Annotated in this window: 11 protein-coding genes; 6 read left to right on the top strand and 5 right to left on the bottom strand. The window is 55.7% G+C overall.

The features are described 5' to 3' along the window. The coding region (locus DCH402_RS09395) for a hypothetical protein (protein ID WP_233276345.1) at window positions 1-521 on the top strand (521 nt) is incomplete at its 5' end. Between the two features lie 18 nt (window positions 522-539). On the opposite strand, the gene DCH402_RS09390 is transcribed toward DCH402_RS09395, so the two are convergent. Beyond that, window positions 540-1,466, bottom strand: a complete 927-nt coding sequence (locus DCH402_RS09390) for a carbon-nitrogen hydrolase family protein (RefSeq protein ID WP_040000849.1) — start codon at window positions 1,464-1,466, stop codon at window positions 540-542. A gap of 101 nt (window positions 1,467-1,567) precedes the next feature. On the opposite strand from DCH402_RS09390, the gene DCH402_RS09385 reads away from it, so the two are divergent. Continuing rightward, entirely contained in the window at window positions 1,568-2,503 is a 936-nt protein-coding gene (locus DCH402_RS09385) for a LysR family transcriptional regulator (RefSeq protein WP_040003515.1), read from the top strand. A 98-nt stretch (window positions 2,504-2,601) separates the two neighbouring features. On the opposite strand, the gene DCH402_RS09380 is transcribed toward DCH402_RS09385, so the two are convergent. Continuing rightward, entirely contained in the window at window positions 2,602-3,354 is a 753-nt protein-coding gene (locus DCH402_RS09380; protein ID WP_040000848.1) for a DeoR/GlpR family DNA-binding transcription regulator, read from the bottom strand. Between the two features lie 182 nt (window positions 3,355-3,536). Between DCH402_RS09380 and DCH402_RS09375 the strand changes: the two genes are divergently transcribed. The 3 genes from DCH402_RS09375 (at window position 3,537) to DCH402_RS09365 (ending at window position 6,201) form a co-directional block, all read left to right on the top strand. Continuing rightward, complete coding sequence (locus DCH402_RS09375) at window positions 3,537-4,142, top strand: NUDIX domain-containing protein (protein ID WP_040000847.1); 606 nt, start codon at window positions 3,537-3,539, stop codon at window positions 4,140-4,142. Between the two features lie 712 nt (window positions 4,143-4,854). Then, window positions 4,855-5,496 carry a ribonuclease T2 gene (locus DCH402_RS09370; protein ID WP_226052263.1) on the top strand — a complete coding sequence of 214 codons (642 nt, stop codon included), beginning with the start codon at window positions 4,855-4,857 and terminating at the stop codon, window positions 5,494-5,496. A gap of 216 nt (window positions 5,497-5,712) precedes the next feature. Next, on the top strand, window positions 5,713-6,201 hold the full coding sequence (locus tag DCH402_RS09365) for an NUDIX hydrolase (protein ID WP_040000844.1): 489 nt from the start codon (window positions 5,713-5,715) through the stop codon (window positions 6,199-6,201). A gap of 55 nt (window positions 6,202-6,256) precedes the next feature. On the opposite strand, the gene DCH402_RS09360 is transcribed toward DCH402_RS09365, so the two are convergent. Beyond that, window positions 6,257-7,369 carry an NADH:flavin oxidoreductase gene (locus DCH402_RS09360; protein WP_040000843.1) on the bottom strand — a complete coding sequence of 371 codons (1,113 nt, stop codon included), beginning with the start codon at window positions 7,367-7,369 and terminating at the stop codon, window positions 6,257-6,259. Window positions 7,370-7,469: 100 nt separating this feature from the next. On the opposite strand from DCH402_RS09360, the gene DCH402_RS09355 reads away from it, so the two are divergent. After that, on the top strand, window positions 7,470-7,874 hold the full coding sequence (locus DCH402_RS09355; RefSeq protein ID WP_226052261.1) for a winged helix-turn-helix transcriptional regulator: 405 nt from the start codon (window positions 7,470-7,472) through the stop codon (window positions 7,872-7,874). Between the two features lie 41 nt (window positions 7,875-7,915). Here the strand turns inward: DCH402_RS09355 and cueO are convergent, their stop codons facing one another. Both cueO and DCH402_RS09345 read right to left on the bottom strand, forming a co-directional pair. Then, a complete protein-coding gene (cueO, locus tag DCH402_RS09350; RefSeq protein WP_040000840.1) occupies window positions 7,916-9,541 on the bottom strand; it encodes a multicopper oxidase CueO in 1,626 nt (541 codons plus the stop codon). Between the two features lie 160 nt (window positions 9,542-9,701). Continuing rightward, entirely contained in the window at window positions 9,702-11,015 is a 1,314-nt protein-coding gene (locus DCH402_RS09345; protein ID WP_040000839.1) for an NAD(P)/FAD-dependent oxidoreductase, read from the bottom strand. Window positions 11,016-11,163 lie beyond the last annotated feature (148 nt).

The raw sequence follows: 11,163 nt of genomic DNA, 5'->3' as shown, positions 1-11,163 counted from the left end.
TTTTTGTTTTTAACCAGTGCCGGGGCGGACGAGAACCCACGACAGGGTTCGACAAAACGGCTTGCCGTTTTGGACCGCCGCATCAGACAGAGATTCGTATGCTTGAAAAAACCAAATTCCAACCGTGGATAAACCTGACAAAAAGACAGGATATCGCTGAAAAGCATCTACACGGCGTCTACATGATTGCTATGGGTGATACAGCACCTGCTGATTGTCATATCACTAATAAATCCATCATCTATATCGGCGAAACGACAAGTCAAACGCTTGGTAAGCGAATTCATCAATTCGCTGTATCCGCCTTTAACGAGAAACCCGGTCATTCTGGTGGCAATACTTTTCGCAAAAACAACAAAGAAGAATTCGGCAATGTGCCAGAAACCATGCTTTGGGTATCGGTATGTCCTATCCCAATAGACGGTATTTGTGCCTCAGCGTACATAAGATATTTAGAGCGCAGGCAAATTCTGAAGTTTGTTCGCGCTCACGGTAAGTTACCCAGATGCAATAGCAAGTAGTATTTACGACTAACAACCCTAATCCCCCCAATACCGCACCGTTTTCCGCTCCCGCTCATCCACCGTCAGCGAAAATACGTCCGGTCGGGCGTAATGACCGACCACATCCAGATCGTAACGGGCGCCGGCTAGCAGGTCGGTGTCGATTTCCGCCGTCAGTAACCCCGTCTCACCAGTCAGCGGCCCGGCCAGTACGTTGCCCAGCGGATCGACTATCAGGCTACCGCCGTTGATCAGTGGTCGTTGCGGGTCCCAGCCGGGCACCTCGATACCCAGCGCAGCAGGCGAAGGTTGCACCTGACAGGCGGTAATCACAAAACAGCGCCCTTCATGGGCGATATGCCGCATTGAGGCTTGCCAGATATCGCGTTCGTCCACCGTTGGTGCGCACCAAATCTGTACCCCTTTGCCGTACATCGCCATACGCAGCAACGGCATATGGTTTTCCCAGCAGATCGCCGCGCCGACTTTACCTGCCGGTGAATCGATGACCGTCAAAGTGGAGCCGTCGCCCTGCCCCCAGATCAGCCGCTCGGTGCCGGTAGGCATCAGCTTACGATGCTTGCCCGCCAGCCCGGCTTCCGGCGTGAAAAATAACGCGGTGCAGTATAAGGTGTTGCCGTCACGCTCTATCGCACCCACCACCAGCGTGGCGCCGGTACGGGCCGACAACGCCGCCAGCGCGGCACACTCTTCGCCATCCAGATCAACAGCATGGTGATAATACTGTGCGAACGTCTCGCGCCCTTGCGGCAGGCGATAACCCAGATAAGTGCCGAACATCTCCCCTTTGGGATAGCCGCCCAGCAACGCTTCCGGCATGACCACCAACACCGCGCCGCTACGAACAATTTCCGTTTCCCATGCCAGAATCGCCTCCAGCGTCGCCGTTTTGCCGGCGGGTGAACTCCCTATCTGTAATGCAGCCACTACCGATGTCGCCATCGTCTTTTCTCCGGTGAGTTAATCGGGCCCGAGAGCCACAGGATGGTGGTATGCTGCCTGTCCCGCTGAGTTGAATGAAGCCCATTTCGTTGTTGATTGATATGAATGAAATAAATATCAGCAGTCTGGATTTGAATCTGCTCAAGACGTTTGAGGCGTTGTACGAGGAAGGTAGCGCCAGCCGCGCCGGTTTACGCCTCGGCATTACCCAATCCGCCGTCAGCGCGACGTTAAAACGGCTCCGGCAGTGGTACGGCGATCCGCTATTCGTGCGTACCGGCCGGGGCTTGATGCCGACACCGCGTGCACACGAACTGCAGCCGTTGGTCAGCGATGCACTCAACAAATGCCGTGAAACATTGATGTTGCTCCAACCTCACCCACAGGCGTATGTCGGCCGCACCGTCACGTTGGGATTGTCGGATGATTTTGAACTGGCGCTGGGGCAGATGCTGATTACCCGCCTGCACCAGCGGGCACCTGGCTTGCGGCTGGTGTTTCGGCAAGCCCACAGCCAGATTGCGGCCGACCTGCTGCTGCGTCATGAGCTGGATCTGGCGCTGACGGCGGGCGGTTTCAGCTACCGTTCACTGTCGAAAGTGCAGGTCGCCAGTGGCGGCTATGCCTGCCTGGTAAGCCGGGACGTGACGACGCTGTCGCTGGAGCGATTTATTCACACACCGCACCTGTTGATCTCACACGGCGGACATATCGGGCTGGTAGACGAGCAACTGGCGGAGCTGGGATTCAGCCGACGTATTGCTGCCTCCACCACCCATTTTGCCGCGATCCCCTGGCTACTGCAGGATGATACTCTGCTGGCGACGCTGCCCGCCCACGCCGCTCAGGCCATTGCTGCCCGTACGCCGCATCTGCGTTGCCTGCCGTGCCCGTTGTCTATGCCGGATTACGCCATCGAACTCGGATTCCGCCCGACAATCATCCGTGACGGCGCGGTTCGTCTGGTACGTGAAACGCTCAGCCAATTGGCGAGCGAGTTTCACTGGTCCGCGCCTGTCGGCCCGTTATCTGAGTAATGACGGTAACAGCTGAGACGGCACGCCCTCCGATGCACGTTTCTGCACGGTAATGCCTACGCCGATAACGCTATCGTCCATCAGCGTTGTTAGCGCATTTATGCGCGAATAAGGCTTAACGCCTGCGCAAAAGGTGCCGTCACCTCGTCAGGCACCGCGGATTCCACAATCAGCGTGCTGGCCATAGTAAGTTCGCCGATCGCATAACGAGAGGCGACATTCAACTTATCCTGTGTCGCCATGACCACCGTTTCCGCTGCGCGTGCCGCCAGCGCTCGTTTGATATACGCCTCTTCCAGATCGCCGGTGCTAAACCCCGCCTGCGGATGCACACCGGTTACGCCCATAAAAAAGATATCGGCGCGGATCGTCGCCAGCGCCTCCACCGCCGCGGCGCCTACCGCAACCAGTGAATGCTTGTAAAGACGACCGCCAATCACTACCACCTCGATGCCGGGATGATTTACCAGCGCCACCGCCACGCTCGGGCTGTGGGTCACCACCGTCGCCGCCAGCGTCAACGGCAGGCACTTCACCAGTTCACCACTGGTGGTGCCGCCGTCAATCATCACCACCTGACCCGGTAGTATCAGCGCAGCGGCAGCCTGCGCCAGTTGATGCTTGGCGCTTATCGCTATCCGGCTGCGCGCATCAAAACTGACCACCGTGCCGGAAGCGGGCAAGGCGCCGCCATGCACCCGCTGTAATCGCCCCTCGCTGGCCAGCTCGCGCAAGTCACGCCGAATGGTATCTTCCGAAACGCCAAAGGCTTCGCTTAATTGCTTTGCCAGTACCTGTCCTTCAGCCGCCAGTTGTTCCAGAATCCGCTGTTTACGTTGCGTGGTCAGCATGGTGTTTCTCCGATACGTTTTTTCATCCCTTTTTTACCTGATCATGCCTGATATTGCACGCTTTATTACCAAAATACCGATTTTCAACCCCAATAATCTGCACAAATACGCACGAAAAATCTTGAAGATGCACGAAAAACCAGGTTAGGATAGCCGCTCATCACTTATTCAGGAGTGTTGCAATGCTCGCCACACGAGACCGGGTACGCATTATTGACAGCGTGGTACTGTCTGATGATTGGTATGTGCTGAAGAAAAACACCTTCGACTTTCTACGCCGGGATGGCACCTGGCAGCGGCAAAGCCGGGAAACCTACGATCGCGGTAATGGCGCAGTCATCCTGTTGTATCATCGCCGCAAACAGACATTATTGTTGACCCGTCAGTTTCGTTTTCCGGTATTCGTCAACGGCCACGACGGAATGCTGATTGAAGCCGCCGCCGGCTTGCTTGACTATGCCGACCCCGAGGTGCGGATTCGCGCCGAAGCGGAAGAGGAAACCGGCTACCGGGTATTCCATGTTCGCAAAGTGATGGAAGCTTATATGAGCCCCGGTTCGGTGACGGAAAAGCTCTATTTCTTTCTGGGCGAATATGACGACCATTCTCGTATCGGCGAGGGTGGCGGCGTGCTGGATGAGGGCGAAGATGTAGAAACGCTGGAGATGACGTTGCCGCAGGCATTGGCGGCCATTGCCGACGGCACGATTATGGACGCCAAAACCATTATGCTGGTGCAATACGTTGCGTTACATCGCGTATTGCCGTTCGCAGGTATGCCGGATTAATGTTCTGGCCATTTTTCGGTGAGCGGAATAACCCACGCAATCCATGATGGCATACATCCCCCTTCACCGTTAGATGACCGATAAAACACTATGTGCTCGACTAAACACCACTTACGGCCATTATTCATATACCGCGACTGATTATTTTTAAGACAACCCGTCAAAAAACAATCCAGCAAGTAATTAACTCCGGCTATTATTTATCTCGCATTTATTATTGTGCCGCTTTATTTTTCAGGATAATCACTGATAACGAATCGCCTCATCCCACGGCACAACACCTTCTGCATTCAGTGTGAATTTTTAATAAATTTCACGCCGGAATTTGACATTTATCACTTTTTTATTCATACAGATTACAGCTGCCGCATCAACATAGCGCAGAGATAACAATTATTTATACCCATCATACGCCAGGTTGCAGGTATATTGGCTACCCGCTCTTCCCCAGTTGCCAAGGTGAGCATCCAGGGTTCGCACGGTTGCCATGTTACAAGGCTCAAATAAGCCTTGCCCTGAAGGGTTAATACGTTGCGTTATTCAAAGCGCGGGCGTGTTATCCTGCAGCGCGAATTATTTTGGTTATATCCTCTTTAACTGATGATCTGAAAAATAAGATTTATCAAAGAGGTTTATTGGTTATTACTCATCGGCAAAAATTGGGCGCAACAGGATTGTTGCGCCTGAAAAATTGAAAATTCGACAGGAGAAGATGATGAAAAAAGTATATTCGTTATTGGCCGGACTGGTATTGGCAACCGGCCTGATGACCAGCCCCGCCGCACCGGCAAAAGGCCAGGCGGGGGTGTTTGATTTCTATCTGCTGACGTTATCCTGGTCGCCCACATTTTGTCTGACCCACGCCAGCAATGAGCAATGCTCCAAGGGGTATGGCTTTGTACTGCACGGCTTGTGGCCGCAATATGCCAACGGCGGCTGGCCGCAAGACTGCCCGCCGATAACGGCGCTTACCGCGCAAGAGCGCAAGTACGGCAATACCCTGTTCCCAACCGATGACCTGCTCACGCACGAGTGGGAAAAACACGGCACCTGTAGCGGGCTGGGCGCGAACGGGTATTTACAGGCGGCAGACCAGGCGCTGACCAAGGTGAAAATCCCGGCCAGTTTCAACGCGCCGGCCAAGCCGTTGCAAATGACGGCGGACCAAATTCTGGCCTCATTCCGCCAGAGCAATCCGGCGATACCGCAAGGGGGTATCGTGGCGATTTGTAGCGGCCCGGAGCTGTCTGAAATTCGGGTGTGTATGGACAAAGATCTAAATTTTCAGTCTTGTGGCAAATCGATAAAAACACAGTGCCGCGATGGCAACATCCGCGTACCTAACATTCGCTGATCCCCGTTCTGACGCCGATTACCTTGTCGGCTTATCCTCTCTCTTAGCCCGCCTTTGCGCGGGCTTATGTCAATTAATATCGAAACATTGAATAACAATAATTACTTTTGTAAAGATTTCTATTGTACTTATTCTGTGTGTGAAATATCACTGTCATCCGGACTCGCTAGCATGTCCGGTTGGAGGCGTCCATTCACCCAGTGCAGGTACTAGAGCATGTTTTTGTTTTCACCACAGGACAGCACCTACACCAGGATGTTGTGTCAGTTTGAGTTTCAGGCTCAACAGGAAGGGATTACCCGGCAGACCATGGCGGCGGCGGTGGTATTCCGAGGCGGTATACTGCTGGTGCGCCGCAGCGCCAATGATCCGGAGTTACCCGGACACTGGGAGATTCCCGGTGGCGGACGTGAACCCGGCGATCACAACCTGCTTGCCACCCTGATGCGAGAATTGCAGGAAGAAACCGGTTTGCGGTTGCGTTATATCCGTCACTATCTGGGTTTTTTCGATTATCTGGCACCCACTAACGAAAAAGTCCGGCAATGGAATTTTCTGGTTGATGTGATGCAGGAAGAAATCTGTCTGAACGAAAGCGAACACGATGCCTGGCAAATCGTGCGTCAACCGTCTGATATTCCGGAGGAATGCCCGATCAGTGAAGAGAGCCGTTTTGTCGTCAATGCCGCGATCCGAATGCTATAGCCGTCAGATTATAGCGTGCGTCAAAAGGCCCCGAGATAACGGGGCCTGACAAGGTTTACAGCAGTTGGCCGAGGGAAGCCGCCTCGAAACCGTTAAGGCTATTCAGTTCATGACGCTGAACTTTCGCCGCCCATTGCGGGTCAGTCAGCAGTACACGACCGACGGCGATCAAATCAAACTCGTCACGTTCCATACGCTCGAGCAGTTTATCCAGGCTCGCCGGGTTGGCGCCTTTGCCGGCAAAGGCGCTGAAAAACTCATCAGACAAACCGACAGACCCTACGCTGATGGTCGCGGCACCGGTCACTTTCTTCACCCAACCGGCGAAGTTCAGCCCATTCTCGCCATCTACATCCGGAAATTCCGGTTCCCAGAAGCGACGCTGCGAACAGTGTAGAATATCCACGCCCGCGGAGACCAACGGCGCCAACCAGTCTTCCAGCGCCAGCGGCGTCGGTGCCAGACGGGCGCTATAGTCCTGCTGCTTCCATTGACTGACGCGCAAAATCAGCGGGAAATCCGGCCCTACGGCGTCTCGAACACTCTTCACTACCTCAGCGGCAAAACGCGCACGTTGTTTAATCGTCGCCCCACCGAACGCATCAGTACGCTGGTTGGTCTCGCCCCAGAAGAACTGGTCGATCAGGTAACCATGTGCACCATGCAATTCCAGCGTATCAAACCCCAGGCGCTTCGCGTCGGCCGCGGCGCGACCAAATGCCAAGATGGTATCGGCAATGTCTTCATCGGTCATGGCATGACCGCGCTCCATCTCCGGTGAGAACAACCCCGACGGGCTTTCGATGTAATCCGGTTCCCATTCCACCCCGTGATACGGAGCCGAACCAACATGCCATATTTGCGGCCCCATCTTGCCGCCGGCTGCGTGGACTTCGTCAATCACATGCTGCCAGCCCGCTAACGCACGCTCGCCATGAAAAAACGGAATCCCGGGGTGGTTACGCGAACCGGGGCGATCCACGACGGTGCCTTCAGACAAAATCAACCCGACTTCACCCTCCGCCCGACGGCGATAATAGGCGGCAATATCATCGCCCGGAATACCATCGGCGGCGAAACAACGGGTCATCGGCGCCATCACGATACGATTTTTTAATTGCAGTGTTTTTAACGTAAAAGGACGAAACAACACATCAATATTGGCCATGTAATCAATCTCCTTGGGCACGAACCTGTGATGGTATACAATGTAAACCTGGTGTCAATCAGGCACATTTATGCTACCTGGTAGCCTAAAGGAAACTACTATGCCGAAATCTTGTACATCTCCTTACTCCCACGCCAACTGCCCCAGCCGTTTTTTGCTGGAGCAAATCGCCGACAAATGGTCGGTGCTGGTACTGGGCGCGCTATGCGAAAAACCGCTGCGCTTTAACGAAATCAAACGCAGTCTGGAAGGCATCACGCAAAAAGCGCTGACGCAGTGCCTGCGAAAACTGGAGCGTAACGGTATTGTAGAACGTCGGGTACTGACGTTTTCGCCGATTGCGGTGGAATACCACATCACACCGCTCGGGAACACACTGAAGGAGCCGTTTCAGGCGCTTTATCGCTGGACGACGGAGCATCTGCCGCAGGTAACCCAGGCGCGTGAACGTTTCGATCAGCGGCTCAACGAGCAAGAAAAAGCGCTGTCCGACGCCGACGCCTGAAGGGCGTCAGGGCAACGGACAGCGCCCTTCCAGCCGAGGTATCAGGAGACGGTAAACGACATCATCATGCCGGTGTCTTCGTGCTCCAGTAAATGGCAGTGCGCCATAAACGCCCGCTCTTTCGGCGCGGGGTGATTGAACTGCACCAGCACTTCGCTGCGCGCGCCCTCCACATGCACAATGTCTTTCCACCCTTGTCGATGGGCGGCAGGCGGTTTGCCATTCTCAGACAAGATACGAAAGCGAGTGCCGTGAATATGAAAAGGATGCAACATCATGTCGCCTTGCCCGGAAATACTCCACACTTCGAGATCACCGCGTTTAACCTCAAACATCGGTTGTCCCATCTGGAATGCCGCGCCATTGATGCGATTGGCCGACATCATATCCAGCGCCGCCTGCCCCGTCTGTGAATTCATGGCGCCATGATTCATCTTACCGTGGGTCATATTACCGTGGTTCATGCCATTCTGCCCTGAGCCGGACGGCATAGACATACCCGACATCGAGCCGTGCTCGGCCATATTCATCCCTGCCATCGCCTGCATACCATAACGCTGCATGAGTGCCTGCATGCCCAGCATGTCGAGTTGTGGGTCCATCGTTAACTGTAACTGACGTGTTTTCAGTCCTGACGTTGACGGCAGCGTCGGCAATGACGCCAGCGTTTCCGGCAGTTGCCCTGCCCCCGGTTGCAAAGTCGGCTGAATACGTAACACCGGCAATGGCTGATCGAACGGCGGCAAACTCATCCCCATCTGTGTGACCGGCAACGTCACTATATCGAACGCTTTACCGTCACGCGCATCGACCAATACCTCAAAACGTTCACCCATCAGCACGGTCAACGCGCTCATCTGCACCGGCTCCGCCAGCAAGCCACCCTCGCTGGCAATCACATACAGCGGGCGGCCATCGCCGGCAGCCAGCGTCAGCGAACGGGCGTTACACCCGTTAAGCACTCGCAAACGCAGCCAACCACGCGGCGCATGATGCTGCGGGTAGCGCGTGCCGTTGGTCAGCATCAGGTCGCCAAACCAGCCCACAGCCGCCGACATCACATCCAGTTGATAATCAATCTGCCCTTTGGCATCCAGCCGTTTGTCCTGCAAGATCAATGGAATATCATCTACCCCCCATTGAGAAGGCAACGGCAACGCCCGGCTGGCGGCATCCTGAATCAGAATCAATCCCCCCAGCCCCATCGCCACCTGCCGCCCCGTTACCCCGTGGGTATGTGGATGAAACCACGCCGTCGCTGCCGGTTGCTCGACCCGGAACGCCGCACTCCATGTGCTTCCCGGTGTAATTTCCGCCTGTGGGCCGCCATCGGCATTACCGGGAATTTCCAGTCCATGCCAGTGCAACGTGGTGGTTTCAGGCAAGGTATTCGTGACGTTGAGGGTGACCGCCTGGCCCTGTTCCAGTCGCAACGCCGGCCCTAAGAAACCGCCGTTAACACCCCAGGTTGCGGTTTCCAGCCCGGCCAGCCAGCGCATACTACCGGTCTGCAATTTCAGGGCAAGGTTGCCGCCCGCATCCGGCGACAACAGTGGCGGCACAGGCAGAATCGGGCGTTCGTCGGCCCATACGGAACGGCTCCACCAGGGCAGCAGGTTGGCGGCCCCCAGCATAGTGGCTAACTTGATGAACTCGCGGCGACGCATATGTCACTCCTCCAGTCGACTATCATGAGGAAAAATGATGATCATGGCCGGCAGACTGCACCTTCCAGTAACGGGAAGGTCAAGCGTTTTATCTCATGGCAATGACGCCATCCATGGCGGCAATTCAGGGTGAAACCCTCTCAAACCGGCCTGACGCGCTTTAATACTCTTTTCGCCCCAACCAGCGCTCTTTCAAAATACTGCCGTGAATGCCGATATCCAGTAGCGGACGCGGTGGAATGAAGTTAGGTTTTCCCAGCGCCTGCATATCGTCAATCAACGGGTTATCGACGCCGGTCGCCAGATCCGCCAGCGTGCTGCCGGCAATGGTCTGTTTGGAAATGCCGGCGCCGTTGCATCCCACCGCGGCATACAGATTATCGCCATAGCGCCCCCAGCCGGGCGCCCCGTTGCGTGTCACGCCTATCATGCCGGACCAGGTATGAGCGACCGGTACATCGGCCAGTTGCGGAAAACGAGACAGAAAGATCGCCTGATGTCGCCGCGTAATCTCCGCGGTGTAGCCTGACGTGACAGTGTAACCAGGCACGTAGGCCACATGCTGGCGAATCAGGAAGCGGTGATCACGGGTGTAGCGTAACGTTGCCCCCGCGATGGCGTTGGCTGGCGTCATCCCCCACTCGCCAATCTGGCCGATGCGCTGTTGTTGTTCTGCCGTCAGCGGTTCGGTGAGGGTGGCAAACGTCGACAACCCCACGACCTGACGGGAGAACATCGGCAATTGTCGGGCGCAACCGTTGGTCGCCACCATCACCTGCCGGGCCTGTACCTCGCCATAAGGCGTACGCACCCGCGCCGTGCGGCCGGGTTGAATCTCCAGCACCGGCGAACGTTCATATAGCATCACGTTATCGGGCAGACTATCCGCCAGCCCCCGCACCAACGCCGCCGGGTTGAGCAACACGCAATTCGGCGTATGGATCGCCGCATGGTAATAAGGTGTGCCCAACTGTTGAGCCAACGCCTCGCCCTGCAATAACTGGTAAGGTTCCGACAAGGCCCGCAATTCATGGGCGTACTGTTCCAGTAATCCCCCCAGTTCGGGTCGGACAATACAGTGATACTTGCCGCGTCGGTTCCAGTCACATTCAATGCCATGACGGGCGATCAACGCTTCCAGTTGCGCCAGCCCGGCGTGCAATAAGCGGCGATAGTTGGCGGCCTTTTCCAGTTCCGCGGTAGAGCTACCGATATTGTGTGGCAAGTCGATAGCGAAACCGGAATTGCGCGCAGACGCGCTGTCATCAATGTCAACGGCATCCAGCACCACCACCTGCTCATGCGGGCGGTTTTCCGCTATTCGGCGGGCGAACGCCAGCCCGGCGTAACCCGCGCCAATCACCAGCCAATCCGCCTTGATCGTCTGGCGCAACGACGGCTTCGCTACTCGCGGCGACAACATCGCCGACCAGCCATTGGTATTGGCATCCAGCGGTAATGCATTGATGTTCAAATTTTTCTCCCTGTCTTGACGCTTCTATTTATGTGCTGCATTTTACTCACCGTCTCGGACGATGCACAGGCCACCGTGTATCCCGCCAGATCAGCGATCCACCGCTCGTCAACCTCGCGTTTGCAGGCAGCAGGACGGCAGGTAAAAA

It is taken from the genome of Dickeya chrysanthemi NCPPB 402 (assembly GCF_000406105.1).
GTDB lineage: Bacteria > Pseudomonadota > Gammaproteobacteria > Enterobacterales > Enterobacteriaceae > Dickeya > Dickeya chrysanthemi.
This window is presented reverse-complemented; position numbering and strand designations above follow the sequence as displayed.

Bases quoted from the DNA above. Each gene is read 5' to 3' on its own strand.
- DCH402_RS09390 (WP_040000849.1), bottom strand. From the start codon at position 1,466: ATGGCGACATCGGTAGTGGCTGCATTACAGATAGGGAGTTCACCCGCC.
- DCH402_RS09385 (WP_040003515.1), top strand. From the start codon at position 1,568: ATGAATGAAATAAATATCAGCAGTCTGGATTTGAATCTGCTCAAGACG.
- DCH402_RS09380 (WP_040000848.1), bottom strand. From the start codon at position 3,354: ATGCTGACCACGCAACGTAAACAGCGGATTCTGGAACAACTGGCGGCT.
- DCH402_RS09375 (WP_040000847.1), top strand. From the start codon at position 3,537: ATGCTCGCCACACGAGACCGGGTACGCATTATTGACAGCGTGGTACTG.
- DCH402_RS09370 (WP_226052263.1), top strand. From the start codon at position 4,855: ATGATGAAAAAAGTATATTCGTTATTGGCCGGACTGGTATTGGCAACC.
- DCH402_RS09365 (WP_040000844.1), top strand. From the start codon at position 5,713: ATGTTTTTGTTTTCACCACAGGACAGCACCTACACCAGGATGTTGTGT.
- DCH402_RS09360 (WP_040000843.1), bottom strand. From the start codon at position 7,369: ATGGCCAATATTGATGTGTTGTTTCGTCCTTTTACGTTAAAAACACTG.
- DCH402_RS09355 (WP_226052261.1), top strand. From the start codon at position 7,470: ATGCCGAAATCTTGTACATCTCCTTACTCCCACGCCAACTGCCCCAGC.
- cueO (WP_040000840.1), bottom strand. From the start codon at position 9,541: ATGCGTCGCCGCGAGTTCATCAAGTTAGCCACTATGCTGGGGGCCGCC.